This is a genomic window from Enterobacter cloacae complex sp. IR5401, from assembly GCF_049238425.1.
In the GTDB taxonomy this organism is placed as follows: Bacteria; Pseudomonadota; Gammaproteobacteria; order Enterobacterales; family Enterobacteriaceae; genus Enterobacter; species Enterobacter hormaechei_C.
The window spans coordinates 82,616-99,200 of sequence record NZ_JBMKHN010000001.1; the positions used below are offsets into that span (position 1 = coordinate 82,616).

General features: G+C 55.6%; 14 protein-coding genes. 6 read left to right on the forward strand and 8 right to left on the reverse strand.

Annotated elements, in window-relative coordinates:
* Window positions 1–57: 57 nt before the first annotated feature.
* From ACOTX1_RS00360 to ACOTX1_RS00370, 3 genes are read right to left on the reverse strand one after another with little or no spacing between them, the layout of a single operon-like run.
* Entirely contained in the window at window positions 58–804 is a 747-nt protein-coding gene (locus ACOTX1_RS00360) for an alpha/beta fold hydrolase (RefSeq protein ID WP_023314640.1), read from the reverse strand.
* 10 nt (window positions 805–814) lie between these two features.
* The gene (locus ACOTX1_RS00365; protein WP_023314639.1) at window positions 815–1,282 is read right to left on the reverse strand and encodes a DUF6130 family protein; all 468 of its coding nucleotides are present in this window, start codon (window positions 1,280–1,282) and stop codon (window positions 815–817) included.
* Window positions 1,283–1,333: 51 nt separating this feature from the next.
* Window positions 1,334–2,563: an MFS transporter gene (locus ACOTX1_RS00370; protein ID WP_023314638.1), complete on the reverse strand. Its 1,230-nt coding sequence runs from the start codon at window positions 2,561–2,563 to the stop codon at window positions 1,334–1,336.
* A gap of 97 nt (window positions 2,564–2,660) precedes the next feature.
* On the opposite strand from ACOTX1_RS00370, the gene ACOTX1_RS00375 reads away from it, so the two are divergent.
* Window positions 2,661–3,551 (forward strand): LysR family transcriptional regulator, encoded by an 891-nt coding sequence (locus tag ACOTX1_RS00375; protein ID WP_023314637.1) that lies wholly within the window; start codon window positions 2,661–2,663, stop codon window positions 3,549–3,551.
* Here ACOTX1_RS00375 and ACOTX1_RS00380 read toward each other — a convergent pair.
* Window positions 3,548–3,718, reverse strand: coding sequence for a YfgG family protein (locus ACOTX1_RS00380; RefSeq protein ID WP_017383512.1), 171 nt, complete (start codon window positions 3,716–3,718; stop codon window positions 3,548–3,550). The genes ACOTX1_RS00375 and ACOTX1_RS00380 overlap by 4 nt on opposite strands.
* Window positions 3,719–4,086: 368 nt before the next feature.
* Between ACOTX1_RS00380 and ACOTX1_RS00385 the strand changes: the two genes are divergently transcribed.
* A complete protein-coding gene (locus ACOTX1_RS00385) occupies window positions 4,087–6,327 on the forward strand; it encodes an EAL domain-containing protein (RefSeq protein ID WP_023314636.1) in 2,241 nt (746 codons plus the stop codon).
* A gap of 4 nt (window positions 6,328–6,331) precedes the next feature.
* Here ACOTX1_RS00385 and ppx read toward each other — a convergent pair whose 3' ends face one another.
* The 4 genes from ppx to purM all read right to left on the reverse strand — a co-directional run bounded on the left by ppx (window position 6,332) and on the right by purM (window position 11,838).
* Complete coding sequence (gene ppx / locus ACOTX1_RS00390; RefSeq protein ID WP_003860570.1) at window positions 6,332–7,870, reverse strand: exopolyphosphatase; 1,539 nt, start codon at window positions 7,868–7,870, stop codon at window positions 6,332–6,334.
* Window positions 7,871–7,873: 3 nt separating this feature from the next.
* Entirely contained in the window at window positions 7,874–9,934 is a 2,061-nt protein-coding gene (gene ppk1 / locus ACOTX1_RS00395) for a polyphosphate kinase 1 (protein ID WP_003860568.1), read from the reverse strand.
* A 228-nt stretch (window positions 9,935–10,162) separates the two neighbouring features.
* The gene (gene purN / locus ACOTX1_RS00400; protein ID WP_003860566.1) at window positions 10,163–10,804 is read right to left on the reverse strand and encodes a phosphoribosylglycinamide formyltransferase; all 642 of its coding nucleotides are present in this window, start codon (window positions 10,802–10,804) and stop codon (window positions 10,163–10,165) included.
* Entirely contained in the window at window positions 10,801–11,838 is a 1,038-nt protein-coding gene (gene purM, locus ACOTX1_RS00405) for a phosphoribosylformylglycinamidine cyclo-ligase (protein ID WP_003860563.1), read from the reverse strand. Before purM ends, purN begins: the two co-directional genes overlap by 4 nt.
* Before the next feature lie 266 nt (window positions 11,839–12,104).
* Here purM and ACOTX1_RS00410 point away from each other — a divergent pair, with 266 nt between their 5' ends.
* The 4 genes from ACOTX1_RS00410 (at window position 12,105) to ACOTX1_RS00425 (ending at window position 16,548) form a co-directional block, all read left to right on the forward strand.
* Window positions 12,105–13,535, forward strand: a complete 1,431-nt coding sequence (locus ACOTX1_RS00410; RefSeq protein WP_126497655.1) for a 6-phospho-beta-glucosidase — start codon at window positions 12,105–12,107, stop codon at window positions 13,533–13,535.
* A gap of 216 nt (window positions 13,536–13,751) precedes the next feature.
* Complete coding sequence (gene upp, locus ACOTX1_RS00415; protein WP_003860560.1) at window positions 13,752–14,378, forward strand: uracil phosphoribosyltransferase; 627 nt, start codon at window positions 13,752–13,754, stop codon at window positions 14,376–14,378.
* Between the two features lie 82 nt (window positions 14,379–14,460).
* A complete protein-coding gene (gene uraA / locus ACOTX1_RS00420; protein ID WP_017692944.1) occupies window positions 14,461–15,750 on the forward strand; it encodes a uracil permease in 1,290 nt (429 codons plus the stop codon).
* Window positions 15,751–15,846: 96 nt separating this feature from the next.
* Window positions 15,847–16,548 (forward strand): DnaA inactivator Hda, encoded by a 702-nt coding sequence (locus ACOTX1_RS00425; protein ID WP_211482948.1) that lies wholly within the window; start codon window positions 15,847–15,849, stop codon window positions 16,546–16,548.
* The last annotated feature ends 37 nt before the right edge of the window (window positions 16,549–16,585 follow it).

A 16,585-nucleotide genomic window follows, 5' to 3' on the forward strand; every position in this document is an offset into this window, starting at 1 on the left:
AAAGCCCGCAGGATGGCGTGGCCCGAAGTCGGACCGTTCATCATGCGGGCTTTTTTATCACTGTTGACCCGATAACGCCTGTTCAATCGTACGGGTAACGACGTCCGGCTGGCTGACCATCGATACATGGCTTGCCGCTACCTCCGTGGTGTTGGCGTTGATTTTCTTCGCCATTGCGCGCTCAAGCTCAGGATTGATCATCCGGTCATTTTTGCTGATCACATACCAGCTCGGTTTGTCATGCCAGGCGGCATGCGCGACTTTCTCCCCAAACGCATCGGCCTTAATAGGGCTTTGCGTCGCGGCAATCACGCTGCGCTCAACGTCCTTCACGTCAGGGGCAAAATTCTCGCTGACCGCTTTTGTCGGCAGATATAAATACCCCTCTGACGTTTTAGCGAGGCTGGCGCTCCCTGGCGGAGCAGGATAACTGTCTGCCAGATCTGCGGTCGACTGGCCGGAATCCGGCGCAAAAGCGGCAACGTAAACCAGAGACTTCACCCGCGCATTATTGCCCGCTTCGCTGATTACCGACCCGCCCCAGGAGTGCCCGACCAGCACAACGTCGCCATGAGTCCGGGCGATAGCACGCTGCGTGGCGGCGACATCATCTTTCAGAGACGTGAGCGGAAGTTGTACCGCAATGACCTCGGTATGGTGTTTTTGCAGCCGGGTAATCACCTTATTCCAGCTGCTGCCGTCGGCAAACGCCCCGTGCACCAGCACCACGCTGGCTTTCGTCTCTGCCAGCGCGCTGGTGGAAACCGCCAGCAGCGCCGCTGTTAATACAGACAATGCTTTCATAACAGGCTCCTTAAAAGTGGTGAACCGCGGGGTGTGGCGGCACGGTGAATTCAACGGTTTTATGGTCGATGGGCTTATGCGTCGGGTCGGCAACGATGATGGTTACCTTGTGTTTCCCGGCGGGCAGCCCGACCAGGATCACCGGCTCGCCGCTGGTATCAGCCCAGTGCCAGGGCGCGTCATCCACCACAACGTGAATATGGCCGATACGCGGAGTGACTTTCAGCGCGTCGGGTCCAAATACAGGTTCAATGCGCAGGTTTTCGACGCGGTACTGAATAAAGACTGCACCTTTACTCAGCGGTCCCGCCAGCGGTGGGTCGACGATCAGTTTTGCTGGCGGCTGGGGTTTTTCCTGCGGCGCTACGGCGGCCGGGCCATTAACATCAGCAGCGCTCAGGCCATCTAACGGTGCGGCCAGTGCGCCAGCAAAGGACGTCAGCGCAAATACAGGAAGCAGGAAATATCGACGAATCATCTGTGTCTCTCCTCATCAGTTTATTATGGCGAGGGATACAGAAGACCATTTTTATGTATCGGGGATGTTTGCTTCTGCGGGCGTTTTGTACCGGTTTGTCAGCGTAGCGCTCGGGATACAGTGCGATACAGTTTGTTTGCCTGGGCTGCGCACGAGCGCCACTGCGAACCCCGCAATGACCAGCGTCAGTCCTGCGGAAACCCACATTCCGCCTGTTATACCCAGCGACTTATTCAGCCACGCATACGCAAACGGAGAGGCGGCTGCCATCAGTTGGCCTGGAATAAGCAGCAGCCCCGTGCGGCTGGCATAGCGCTCTGTACTAAACAGTTCCAGGGGTAGCGTCGCTTTGACGATAGTCACCAGCCCGTTAATGGCACCAAAGCCGAACACAAATCCGGCGGCACACCAGGCCAGCATGTCGCTGCTCAGTCCGATGAGAAAACAAAGCGGCATGGCGAGCGCAGTGAAAAGCGTCAGTTTTAGCGGAGTGAGGCGCGCCCCTGCCAGCACCTCCATAAGGCGCGCACCGGTCTGCCCCATTCCCCACAGCATGCCGACGGCGACCGGCAGGCCGAAGCTGGCGATAAATTCGGGAAGGTGTGTAGAGGTGCCGTTAGAGACGAAGGTGATGAGAGCAATGAAGGTTGCATAAAGCCAGCCATTACGCCTGTCAAGAGGGGAAACCTGCGTACATGCTTTGGGCTTGACCGTAAAGCGCTGGCGCGGGAAGCGCCGAAGAAGCAGGGCACTGAGCAGACCGAACAGGGCGTAGATCTTCAGCGCATCCTGCCAACCCATCACGTTCAGTAAGGCGTCTCCCAGCGGCCAAAAGACAGCGGACGCCAGCCCGCCCGCCAGGGTGACACGAGAGATTGTCCTGCGTGCCTGCGGTCCGTATAGGTTCACAAGAGCGGAGAAAAGCGCATCATACAGCGACAGGCGCATCCCGATGCCGGTCAGCAACCAGGCGCCATACCAGCCTGAAAGTGTGGGCGTAAAGGCCATTGACAGACAGCTTACGGCGATCAGCAAGGTCCCGCTCATTACCACCCTTTGTCCACCAAAACGCGCCAGCAGAGGAGCGACAAACGGCGAGACAATAGCCATAACCAGCATGGCCAGCGTCAGGCCGAGATAGATTTCGGGGGACGACCAGCTTCGGTCTGCTGTAATGGCATGAGCAAAGGTTCCCGGCATGTAAAAGGAGATCCCCCAGTTAATGAGTTGATTACATCCCGCAGTGAGCGCAAGACGGCGAGGGAGTGCAGGTGTTTCCATTATTTTTCATTCCGTTAGGCAGTTGTCCCGAGCATACAGGGCGCGGTATTGTGCTGGCAGAGCCGTATCCTTATTCACCCTATAAGAGAAACTTTGCATGACGACGCTCAATCTGGGACACCTCGCCACTTTTCGTCTGGTCGTTCAACGCGGCAGCTTTTCTGCGGCAGCAGATGTAATGGGTATTTCCCAGCCCGCCGTCAGCCTGCAAATACGCCAGCTGGAGCAGTTTCTTCAGACGCGGCTGATCGAACGTACGGGGCGTGGAATCAAAGCCACTGCTGCCGGTGAGGCGCTACGGGTGCACGGTGAACGTCTTGAACTGGCGGTTGAGGAGACAATTCGTTCGGTTAGCGCATTCAATCAGGAAGTGAGCGGCACCATCACGCTTGGCACGGGCGCGACGGCCTGTATTCATCTGCTTCCAGCGCTGTTGCAGCAGCTTCGTGAGGAGTATCCCCTGTTACGGATCGGAGTGACGACGGGAAATACGCCAGATATCGTCAGGGCGATTGAGGAGAATCGGCTGGATATGGGGCTGGTCACGCTACCGGCGAGCGGTCGTACGTTGGCGATTATGCACGCGATGGAGGAAGAGTTTGTCTGGATTGGCGCGCAGGTTCAGCCGGAAGAAGGGGAGCAGTTTACGCCAGACTCTTTATACGCTCAGCCGCTCATTGCGTTTGAGTCGGGCAGCGGTACGCGAACGTTGATTGACGGCTGGTTTGAAGCCCGCGGACTAGCCGTCTCACCGGTTATGCAGCTTGGCAGTATTGAGGCCATCAAACGCATGGCACGTGCAGGGCTGGGCTACAGTATTGTGCCGCGAATGGCGGTGGAGCATGCCGACGACCGGGAGGGATTACGCGTTCAATCGTTAACGCCCGTTCTGCGCCGGCAACTGGCGATAGTGATGCGTCAGGATAAGATCCTCAGCAAAGGGATGACAGTGATTATTCGGCTGTTACAGCGTGAACATGAACGTTAGCGCTCGGGCGAATCCACTACGAGGCCTGATTGCTGCGACTGAATTTTGTCCTGATGGTGATACCAGGCGCCAATGGAGGAATAAACAAAGCGGCCAAAGAAAAACAGGAAACTGATGAGCAGTATGATGCGGGTCATCCGGGTGTTAAATCGATGTCGTTTTCGCATACGCGTAGCCTGACTCACTTTCTTTTCCTGAGTATACCCTTTTGGGCGATACGGCTATTAAGGCACAGCCGCAAGTCTGGGTCAATTCGGCGAAATGTAAAATACCGTCAATGCTTACATTAATTTATGTTATTAAAAACAACGATTTTATTTATCGCATTGATAATTACAGGAAAAATATTCAAAAAAAACGTAAGAAAGGTTTATTCAGATAAATTAATTTGATTTAGGTCAACCGCATCCCGTCGTTGATATTTAAAATCCCTCCTCCACTGTGCTTGCCAGGAATTTTCCGGGCAACGTGTACGTCAGGTTGGATGCCTGTCTTCCTTTACCCTCTGGAGCGCAAGGGTTGTAAACGAGCATCTATGAATATTCACCACATCCTGAAGCAAAATAAAGACCGCTGGTGGGCACTTCCTCTTATTTTACCCGTCGTGTTACTCCCGGTACTAAGTGTGGCTAATACCTTAACGCAGCTGGGCGACGGTATCGTTGCGCTCTATTATCTCCCGCTCTCTTTTCTGCTGGCGCTGATGTTGTTCTTTGGCCTGGAAGCCCTCCCCGGGGTGGTGGTATCGCTATTTTTACGTTATTACCCCTCCGTTGGGTTATTTGAAACCGTGGCTGGCATTCTGCATTTTATCGTTCCTCTGGTGCTCAGCTGGGGCGGTTATCGCGTATTTGCGCCCCGGCGTAATATGACCGCTTACGGTGACATACGCCTGATGGGGCAGCGTATTTTCTGGCAGGTATTTTGTCCGGCAACGCTTTTTCTGGTGCTGTTTCAGTTTGCGGTTTATCTCGGCATTTATGAGAGCCGCCAGAGCCTCGCGGGACTAAATCCCCTCAATATTCGGACACTTATTAACTATCAGGGGCTACTGGTGAGCGGGCTGACGGGCGTGCCGCTAAGCTACCTGCTGATCCGCCTGATACGGCATCCGCGCTATATCAAGGGACTGATGTCCCAGCTCCGCGCGCAAATAGACAAAAAGGTGACGGCCGTTGAGTTTGTGGTGTGGTTTTTAGCCCTGGGCGGGTTGCTGGTCATGCTGCTGCTGCCCATGAATGCAAACAGTTCCATTTTCAGTACCAACTACACCTTGTCCCTGCTGATGCCCGTGATGCTCTGGGGGGCGATGCGCTTTGGCTACAAGCTGATGTCACTCATCTGGACGCCGGTCCTGCTGGTGTCGATTCACTTTTTTTATCACTACATTCCGGTGCAAGAGGGGTATGGCATTCAGCTGGCGATCACCTCATCCAGCTATCTGGTCTTTTCCTTCGTTGTGACGTACATGTCGATGCTGGCGACACGCCAGCGCGCCATCAATATTCGCTCCCGCAGTCAGGCTTTTCTCGATCCGGTGGTGCATATGCCCAACCTGCGGGCGCTGTCGCGCGAGCTGGCCAGTCATCCGTGGTCAGCGCTCTGTTTACTGCGCGTGCCCGAGCTGGAGGTACTGGGACGCAATTACGGCGTGATGCTGCGGATCCAGTATAAACAGCAGCTGGCGCAATGGATAAACGGCACTCTACAGCCCAATGAGCGAGTCTATCACCTCACCGGGTATGACATGGCGGTGCGTCTGGATGCGGAGTCGCATCAACAGCGCATTGAGACGCTGGACGAGCATATCAAGCAGTTCGTTTTTGTCTGGGATGGTATGCCGGTACAGCCTCAGGTCGGCATAAGCTATTGCTATGTGCGCTCACCCGTCAATCACCTCTATCTGGTGCTGGGGGAGCTGGGCATCGTGGCCGATCTCTCCCTTTCTACCAACCACCCGGAAAATCTTCAGCAGCGCGGGGCTGTTCACTTGCAGCGTAGCCTGAAAGATAAGGTCGCGATGATGAGCCGTTTACAGGCCGCGCTGGAGCAGGACGCTTTTACCCTGCTGGTTCAACCCGTTCGCGGGCTGCGCGGCGATTGTTATCACGAGGTGCTGCTGCGAATGCGTGATGATAATGGGGCGCTGATCTTTCCCGAACAGTTCCTGCCCATAGCACAGGAGTTTGGTTTATCGTCGCGTGTCGATTTATGGGTACTGGAGCGTACGTTGAGTTTCCTGGCACAGCACCGCCAGCGGTTGCCGGGCCAGCGCTTTGCGATCAACCTCGCACCTTCTACCGTCTACCGGGCGCAGTTCCCGCTTGAAGTGAGCCGCCTGTTAGCTAAATACGCCGTTGAAGCATGGCAGTTGATCTTTGAAGTGACCGAAAGCAGCGCCTTTGGTCATGCGGATCTGGCGGCGTCTACCCTCAGGAAATTACAAAAAATGGGCATCCGGATCGCCATTGATGATTTTGGCACCGGCTACGCCAGCTATGCGCGGTTAAAAAGCGTGGACGCCGACATCCTCAAAATCGACGGCGGTTTTATTCGCAATATTGTCAGCAACAGCCTGGATTACCAGATTGTGGCTTCTATTTGCCATCTGGCCCGGATGAAGAAAATGCTGGTGGTGGCGGAATATGTGGAAACAGAAGAGATACGTAGCGCGGTGCACGCGCTAGGTATCGATTATGTGCAGGGTTATTTGATTGGGTTGCCGGCTGAGCTTGATACGTTGCTCGACACGGAGCCTTCTCAGGAGAGCGCCTGAGCCGTTACGCTGCCGCCTCAGAACTCTCTTCTTCAATCTTCAACAGCCAGCCGGTGACCGCTTCCCAGTACTGCTGCTCTTTTTCCAGATCCAGCAGTACCAGCGCGTTCTGGCTGAACCAGTCGTGCGGGAAGCTCAGCGTCCAGTGATAGTCATCCGTTTTTAGCTTCAGCGTCGGCGGCGTGGTGGTCGCCTGTCGCTGATTATTGAGCAATACGCCCAGGCGCAACAGCTGAATGAGCGGCAGGAACTGCTTTTTCTTAAACAACGTAAAGCGCGGCAGATCGTCGAGCTTGATGGCCTTGCGGTGATAGCGGACCAGCGTCGCCATCATGGTTTGCTGCTCCTGGTTGAAGCCAGGCAGATCGCTGTTTTGCAGAATATAGGCTGAATGGCGATGCATTCCGCTGTGGTTAATGTTCAGCCCCACCTCGTGCAGCATGGCGGCCCATTTTAACAGTGCGGCCAGCTGCGGATGCGCCAGCTTAGGATTTTGCTCCTCCCACTGCTCGTACATCTGCACCGTGGTTTCGAGAACGCGCTTCGCCTGTTCACGGTCGATGTTGTACTGGTTGGCCAGGCTCTGCGCGGTACGGCTGCGAATATCCTGATGACGGAAACGTCCTTCCATCTCATACAGCACGCCTTCACGCAGGGCGCCGTCAGAGAGGCGCAGCTCTTTGATCGCCAGCGCGTCAAACACGCCGCAGAGGATCGCCAGCCCCGGTACGAACACGGCTTTACGTTCGTCGGACAGACCCGGCAAACTCAGGGCGTCGAAGCTCTTATGCTTAAGCACCTCTTCGGTGAGTTTCACCAGGCGCTCAGGCGTAATAAACCCGTCTTTTTCACCCATCGCCAGCAGCACTTCATGGGCCGCTTTAATCGACCCTGATGCGCCCAGCGCCACGTTCCAGCCCTGAATACGGTATTGCCAGGCCAGATTTTCCAGTTTTTGTACGGCGGCCATGCGCGCGCGCTGGAAGTTTTCGCGGGTGATGACGCCGCCCGGGAAATACATCTGCGCGAAGCTGACGCAGCCCATACGGCGGCTTTCCACCAGACGCGGCTCGAAGTCTTCGCCAATCACCAGTTCCGTGGAGCCACCGCCGATATCAATCACCAGCTTGCGGCCTTTTTCCGGCTGCGTATGCTCCACGCCCATAAAAATCAGGCGCGCTTCTTCGTTACCCGAGATGATCTCAATCGGGTAGGGGATAACCTTTTCCGCGCGCTTAAGAAATTCCGGCGCGTTCAGCGCCTGGCGTAGCGTATGCGTTCCAACGATGCAGACGCTGGACGGTGAAAAGCCTTGCAGACGTTCTGCGAACAGCGACAGGCAGTTCAGCCCGCGCTCCATAGCCTCTTCGCTCAGCATGTTACGCGCGTCGAGACCATCGGCCAGATGCACACGCTGCTTCAAACGACCGATGATCTGCATCGCGCCATCCACCTCGCGGGCGATGACCATATGGAAACTGTTTGAGCCAAGATCGACCGCAGCGAACTCCTGCGGGCGTGGGGTATTATCGTTTATTGGCATAGGTTAATCGGGTTGCTCAAGTGATTTAATGTAATCGTAAATCGCCAGCTGCGAGCGCACTTTACGGCGATTGCCGCGCGGTACATAGCGATTACTGAGTTCTTTGTCGATATAACGTGCTTTCACCGTATCGCTGAACAGGATCTCGATAATGTCCAGGATACGCTGCTTCAGGCGAGGATCCAGCAGCGGTGCCGCCACTTCAATACGGTAATCAATGTTACGCGTCATCCAGTCGGCGGACGAGAGGTATACGCGCTTATCACCGGCGTTATCGAAAATATAGACGCGATCGTGTTCAAGATAGCGATCCACAATGCTGATCACGCGGATGTTATCGCTAATGCCTTCCAGTTCCGGAATGAGCGAGCACATGCCGCGAATGAGCAGATTTACCGGAACGCCAGAACTGGAGGCCGCGTACAGGCGGTCCACCAGCCCTTTATCCACCAGATTGTTGAGCTTCAGCGTAATGCCGGACGACAAGCCGTTCTGCGCATTGGCAATCTCTTTGTCGATCATATCGTACAGCAGGCGCCGTGAGTTCTGCGGTGACACCAGCAGATAATCGAAGCTCACCGGGCGGTACGGGTTCTCAATGAAGTTGAACACCCGACGCACTTCGTTGGTGATGCGGGCATCGGCAGTCAGCAGCGAATAGTCGGTGTAGATTCTCGCGGTTTTCTCGTTAAAGTTCCCGGTACCAATATGGGCGTAGCGCACCACCTCGTCACCCTCTTTACGGGAGATCAGGAACAACTTGGCGTGAATTTTCAGCCCCGGCGCGGAGAAGATGACGTGCACGCCCGCTTCCGTCAGTCGGCGTGCCCAGTGGATGTTGGCCTCTTCGTCGAAGCGAGCCTGGAGCTCAACTACCACGGTCACTTTCTTGCCGTTGTGCGCCGCGTGGATCATCGCATCGATGATGCGGGAATCTTTCGCCACGCGATAAATATTGATTTTAATCGCCAGCACGTTCGGATCGAATGAGGCCTGACGCAGCAATTCCAGCACGTGCTCAAAGGTATGATACGGATAGTAGAGCAGTACATCCCGTTCGCGGATGGCGTCGAACCCGTTGCGGAACTTATCGAACCAGATATGGCGCAGGCGCGGCAGCGGTTTGTTCACCAGATTGGCTTTGCCGACGTTCGGGAAGCCAATGAAATCTTTAAAGTTGTGGTAACGCCCGCCGGGAATAATGGAGTCGTAGCGGGAGATGGTCAGCTTATCGCGCAGCATCTCCACCATTGCGTCCGGCATATCACGCTGATAGACAAACCGCACTGGCTCCGCCGTCAGGCGCTGCTTGAGGCTGGAAGACATCAGCTCCATCAGGCTGGCCTCCATCTCATGCACCAGATCGTACTCGGCGTCACGGGTCATCTTCATCGAGTAGGCGTTGAGCGCGTCGTAATCGAAGAAGCCTTTGAAGATATCGTCCAGGCAGTAGCGCAGGATGTTATCCAGCAGGATCATCGGCTTACGTCGGCGCGGGGTTTCCGGCGGCAGGTTTACAAAGCGTGGGACTTTATCAGACGGTATTTCCAGCAGCGCGTAGTTAATGGTCTCACCACGAATGATTTCTACCGCCAGATAGGTGTAGTCATCTTTCAGGAACTGCACCAGATCGGTTTCACGGTTGATCAGAATCGGGGTGATATGCTGGCGCAGATAATGTTTAAAATAGTGGCGCAGCCAGTTTTGCTGATTCGCGGAGAGCTGGCGCTCGTTGATCAGGAAGATTTGGTTGCGTGCCATTTCCAGCAGCAGCTCGTTATAGAGGCCATCAAATTCCTGATCGGCTTTCATGACGCGAGACTGGATTTTTCCAAGCAGATGTCGCGAGTGGGAGTTTAAGCCCTGTTCTTCGCTGATGATGATTCGGCGTTTCAGTTCGGCGAAGCGAACCTTGTAGAACTCATCCAGATTGTTGGAATAGATGCCTAAAAAACGCATACGTTCAATCAGCGGGTTGGTTTTATCGGCCGCTTCCTGAAGTACACGTTCGTTGAATGCTAACCAGCTTAGCTCTTTCTCGATGTATAACTTTTCCTGACCCATTACAGCTCACACTCCAGTTCAATCACAGGACGTGGTAAATCCGTCTCGTCCTTATTATGGCGAGCATTTCCACGATATGTCCAACAGTGCCAGAAAAGTATGACAGTTATTTTTTTATTGGGGAATTTAGAGGGTTGGGGGAGGGGATGTCGGGTGGCGCTGCGCTTACCACGACCTACGGGACCGTAGGCCCGTGCAAGCGAAGCGCCGCCGGGCAATTCAAACAGACTACTCTTCGGCAGCATAACCCTGCGGGGGCAACTTCACTCCGTCCAGCCAGGCTGCGCCGTCGCGCATCTCAAGACGGCCGTCAACAAACCAGCTTACCACCAGCGGATAAATGGCGTGTTCCTGAGCCTGTACACGTTCGGTCACGTCGTCTTCGTTGTCACCGTCAAAGACCGGTACTTTTGCCTGCAAAATGACCGGACCGCCGTCCAGCTCGTCGGTAACGAAATGCACGGAGGTACCATGCTCCTCATCGCCGTTCTCCAGCACCTGACGATGGGTGTGCAGACCGGGGTATTTTGGTAGCAGGGAAGGGTGGATATTGAGCAGTCGTCCGGCGTAGTGTGCAACAAAAGCCGGGCTCAGGATGCGCATGTAGCCTGCCAGCACCACCACGTCAGGCGCGTAGGCGTCAATCTCCTGCACCAGCTCACGGTCAAAGGCTTCACGCCCGGCGAACTGGCTGGCTTCCAGCGCGTGCGCAGGAATGTTCGCTTCCCGCGCGCGCTCAAGGCCGAATGCATCGGCCTTGTTGCTGAATACTGCCCGAATGGTGCCATTGATTTTCTTCTGTTTGCAGGCGTCTATGATTGCCTGCAAATTGCTTCCGTTGCCGGAAATGAGCACCACGATGTTTTTCATTCAATGACCACACGCTGTTCGGAATCGGAAGCTTTAATCGTACCGATTTTCCACGCGTTTTCACCTTTTTCTGTCAGCAGCTTAATCGCTTTATCCGCTTCGCTGGCGGGCAGGGCGATAACCATGCCCACGCCGCAGTTAAAGGTGCGGTACATTTCATGCTCGCTCACGTTGCCTGCGGTTTGCAGCCAGTTGAAGACGGACGGCCACTGCCATGAGGAGGCGTCGATCACCGCCTGGGTATTATCCGGCAGCACGCGCGGAATGTTTTCCCAGAAGCCGCCGCCGGTAAGGTGAGCGATGGCGTGCACGTCAACGTTCTCAATCAGCTCCAGCACGTTTTTCACGTAGATGCGGGTCGGGGCCAGCAGGTGATCGGCCAGCGGTTTGCCGTCCAGCTCGGTGGTCAGCGGGTCGCAACCGCTCACTTCGAGGATCTTACGCACCAGAGAGTAGCCGTTGGAGTGCGGACCGCTGGAGGCCAGCGCAACCAGCACATCGCCGTCAGCCACTTTGCTGCCGTCGATAATTTCTGATTTTTCTACCACGCCGACGCAGAAGCCTGCGACGTCATAATCTTCACCGTGATACATGCCAGGCATTTCTGCGGTTTCACCGCCGACCAGCGCACAGCCGGATTGCAGGCAGCCTTCGGCGATACCGTTAATGACGCTGGCTGCGGTATCCACGTCCAGCTTGCCGGTCGCGTAGTAATCCAGGAAGAACAGCGGCTCAGCGCCCTGTACCACCAGGTCGTTGACGCACATCGCCACCAGATCGATACCAATCGTATCGTGACGCTTAAGATCCATCGCCAGGCGCAGTTTTGTACCGACACCATCCGTACCCGAGACCAGCACAGGTTCACGATATTTTTGCGGCAGCGCGCACAGTGCGCCGAATCCACCCAGGCCACCCATCACTTCCGGGCGGCGGGTTTTTTTCACCACACCTTTGATTCGGTCAACCAGCGCATTACCTGCGTCAATATCAACACCGGCATCTTTGTAGCTGAGAGAAGTTTTGTTGGTCACGGCTTAAATCCCCACGCGATTGCATAGCTAGTAAGAAAAATCGGCGCAATTCTAACAGTCCAGGCAAACGTTTGCGAGCCTATTCTCGGCGTGGGGATCTTTTTTTCTGTGCGGCCTGTACAGGGCAACAAACTTGACTCTGTTCACGAAAATGAAACCGGTTTCGGCGATCTGCTTGCAACGGCAATCCCCTTTGCACATCATCAAACTGAAACCGGTTTCTGTAACTGTTTTTGCAGAAAATAACGCAGAATGAGGGATAGCGAATGTCAGGATTTAAAGCAGGTTTTCTGTGGGGTGGGGCCGTTGCGGCGCACCAGCTTGAAGGCGGCTGGAAAGAGGGCGGCAAGGGCGTGAGCGTTGCCGATGTCATGACGGCAGGTGCCCATGGGGTACCGCGTGAAATCACCAACGGCGTGATGGAGGGGAAAAATTACCCAAACCACGAAGCCATCGACTTCTATCACCGCTATAAAGAAGACATCAAACTCTTTGCCGAAATGGGGTTCAAATGCTTTCGCACCTCCATCGCCTGGACGCGTATCTTCCCGAAAGGCGACGAGCTGGAGCCGAACGAAGCGGGACTCCAATTCTATGACGATCTGTTCGACGAGTGCCTGAAGCACGGCATCGAGCCGGTGATCACGCTTTCCCACTTCGAGATGCCTTTCCACCTGGTGACGGAATACGGCGGCTGGCGCAACCGTAAGCTGATCGACTTCTTTGTCCGCTTCGCGAAGGTCGTTTTTGAGCGCTACCAGCATAAAGTGAAGTACTGGATGACCTTTAACGAGATCAACAACCAGGCCAACTTCCACGAAGACTTTGCGCCGTTTACCAACTCCGGGCTGAAATATGCGCCGGGAGAAGATCGCGAGCCGGTGATGTTCCAGGCGGCGCACTATGAGCTGGTGGCCAGTGCTCTGGCGGTGAAGGCGGGGCGCGAGATCAACCCGTCACTGCAAATCGGCTGCATGATTGCCATGTGCCCCATCTATCCGCTGACCTGTGCCCCGGACGACATGATGATGGCGATGAACGCCATGCATCGCCGCTACTGGTTCACCGACGTTCACGTGCGCGGCAAGTATCCGCAGCATCTGCTCAACTACTTTGAACGTCGCGGCTTCGCGCTGGATATTACCGAAGAAGATAAAGTGGCGCTGACGCAGGGCTGCGTGGATTACATCGGGTTCAGCTACTACATGTCTTTCGCTACCAAAGCGACGGCGGATAATCCGACGCTGGATTACGACGAGAGCAAGAGCCTGGTTTCTAACCCGTACGTGCAGAAATCGGACTGGGGCTGGCAGATCGATCCTGTCGGGCTGCGCTACTCCCTGAACTGGTTCTGGGATCACTATCAGCTGCCGCTGTTTATTGTGGAAAACGGTTTTGGCGCGATCGACGTGCAGGAGAGCGACGGCACGGTGAACGACCAGTACCGCATCGACTACCTTTCCGCCCACATCCGCGAGATGAAAAAAGCGGTGGTGGAAGACGGCGTGGATCTGATGGGCTACACGCCGTGGGGCTGTATCGACCTGGTCTCTGCCGGCACCGGCGAGATGAAGAAACGCTACGGCTTTATCTTTGTCGATAAAGATAACGAAGGTAACGGTACGCTGAACCGCAGCAAGAAGAAATCGTTCGACTGGTATAAGCCGGTGATTGCCAGCAACGGAGAGCAGCTATAATTGCCCGGTGGCGCTGCGCTTACCGGGCCTACGGGATGTCCAGGCCGGGTAAGCGTTAGCGCCACCCGGCAGAATCCCGCCCCCAAGCCGGAGCCTCGCCTCCGGCTTTTTTGTTTTTGATTGATGTATGTCAAGCAAGATGGGTATGGCGCAATCCGAAAAAAGCGGTATAATCCCGCGATTTTTTTGCGGATGCCACCTCAGAGGAGAAAGAGAATGAAGATTGTGGAAGTGAAACACCCACTCGTTAAACACAAGTTGGGCCTGATGCGTGAGCATGACATCAGCACGAAGCGTTTTCGCGAACTGGCTTCTGAAGTGGGTAGCCTGCTGACCTACGAAGCGACCTCTGATCTGGAAACGGAAAAAGTGACCATCGAAGGCTGGAACGGCCCGGTACAGGTTGAGCAGATCAAAGGTAAAAAAATTACCGTGGTGCCAATCCTGCGTGCGGGTCTGGGCATGATGGAAGGCGTGCTGGAGCACGTCCCAAGCGCGCGTATCAGCGTGGTGGGTATCTACCGTAACGAAGAGACGCTTGAGCCGGTCCCGTACTTCCAGAAGCTGGTCTCTAACATTGATGAGCGTATGGCGCTGGTGGTTGACCCGATGCTCGCGACCGGCGGTTCGATGATCGCCACCATCGACCTGCTGAAAAAAGCGGGATGCAGCAGCATCAAAGTGCTGGTACTGGTTGCGGCGCCGGAAGGTATCGCGGCGCTGGAAAAAGCGCACCCGGACGTTGAACTCTATACCGCGTCTGTCGACCAGGGACTGAACGAGCACGGGTACATCATCCCGGGGCTCGGCGATGCCGGCGATAAGATTTTTGGTACTAAATAATCGAATAACGATAAAGAAGCCGACTTTGATAGTCGGCTTTTTTTTGAATAAAAACCAACAATGACACTCAGAGGAAAACACTATGACGCGCCGTGCTATCGGGGTGAGTGAAAGACCGCCGCTTTTACAGACAATCCCGCTTAGTTTGCAGCACCTGTTCGCCATGTTTGGCGCAACCGTGCTGGTGCCAATCCTGTTTCACATTAACCCGGCTACCGTGCTGCTGTTTAACGGCATCGGTACGCTGCTTTACCTCTTCATCTGTAAAGGCAAAATCCCGGCCTATCTCGGGTCGAGCTTCGCGTTTATCTCCCCGGTACTGCTGTTGCTGCCGCTGGGTTATGAGGTCGCGCTGGGCGGCTTCATCATGTGCGGCGTGCTGTTCTGCCTGGTCTCCTTCATCGTGAAGAAAGCCGGTACCGGCTGGCTGGACGTGATGTTCCCGCCTGCGGCAATGGGGGCCATCGTTGCCGTCATCGGCCTGGAGCTGGCGGGCGTGGCGGCGAACATGGCTGGGCTGCTGCCTGCGGACGGTCAGTCACCGGATTCTAAAACCATTATTATTTCGCTGGTGACGCTGGGCGTGACGGTATTCGGTTCCGTCCTCTTCCGCGGCTTTATGGCGATTATCCCGATCCTGATCGGCGTGCTGGCGGGTTACGCGCTCTCCTTCGTGATGGGCGTTGTGGATACCACCCCGATTGCCGAGGCGCACTGGTTCGCGCTGCCAACCTTCTACACCCCGCGCTTTGAATGGTTCGCCATTTTCACCATTCTTCCTGCTGCGCTGGTGGTGATTGCTGAGCACGTCGGCCACCTGGTGGTGACGGCGAACATCGTGAAGCGCGACCTGATCCGCGACCCGGGCCTGCATCGCTCCATGTTTGCCAACGGTTTCTCCACCATCATCTCTGGTTTCTTCGGCTCCACGCCAAACACGACTTACGGTGAGAATATCGGCGTAATGGCGATCACCCGCGTCTACAGCACCTGGGTTATCGGCGGCGCGGCGATCATCGCCATTCTGCTCTCCTGCGTTGGTAAACTGGCGGCAGCGATCCAGATTATCCCGGTGCCGGTGATGGGTGGCGTTTCTCTGCTGCTGTACGGGGTGATCGGTGCCTCCGGTATTCGCGTGCTGATTGAATCCAAAGTGGATTACAGCAAGGCGCAGAACCTGATCCTGACCTCCGTTATCCTGATTATCGGCGTGAGCGGCGCGAAGGTGCACATCGGCGCGGCAGAGCTGAAGGGGATGGCGCTGGCGACCATCGTCGGCGTCGGCCTGAGCCTGATTTTCAAGCTGATCTCGGTGATCCGCCCGGAAGAGGTAGTGCTGGACGCGGACGAAAGCGAAAAAGCGCCACATTGATCGTCATGCCGGGCGAAGGATCGCCCGGTTCTCTCCTTGCAGGTTCCGTGTTAAACTCCATTCCGATTTTATGTAAGATCTCTGGTTGAGGTATTTCTGAACGGACCGGCACAGCTCTCTCTGCCACTTTATCTCCCTGACGATGAAACTTTCGCGAGTTTCTGGCCGGGTGATAACCCCTCTTTACTGGCTGCACTGCAAAACGTGCTGCGCCAGGAACACAGCGGATACATCTATATCTGGTCACGCGAAGGCGCGGGACGCAGCCACCTGCTTCATGCCGCCTGTGCGGAGCTTTCTGCGCGCGGTGACGCGGTAGGCTATGTGCCGCTGGATAAACGCACCTGGTTTGTGCCTGAGGTGCTGGAGGGCATGGAACATCTCTCCCTGGTCTGCATTGATAATATCGAATGCGTGGCGGGGGACGAACCGTGGGAAATGGCGATCTTTAACCTCTACAACCGCATTCTGGAGTCGGGCAAAACCCGGCTGCTGATCACCGGCGATCGTCCGCCGCGCCAGCTCAATCTGGGGCTGCCGGATCTGGCGTCTCGTCTGGACTGGGGGCAAATCTACAAGCTGCAACCGCTGTCGGATGAAGACAAACTCCAGGCACTTCAGTTGCGCGCCAGACTGCGCGGATTTGAACTGCCGGAAGACGTAGGGCGCTTCCTGCTCAAGCGTCTGGATCGGGAGATGCGCACGCTCTTTGATACGCTCGATCAGCTCGATCGCGCCTCCATCACCGCCCAGCGCAAGCTGACCATTCCGTTTGTGAAAGATATTCTTAAGCTTTGAGTTTTTTGCCCGGTGGCGCTGCGCTTACCAGGCCTAC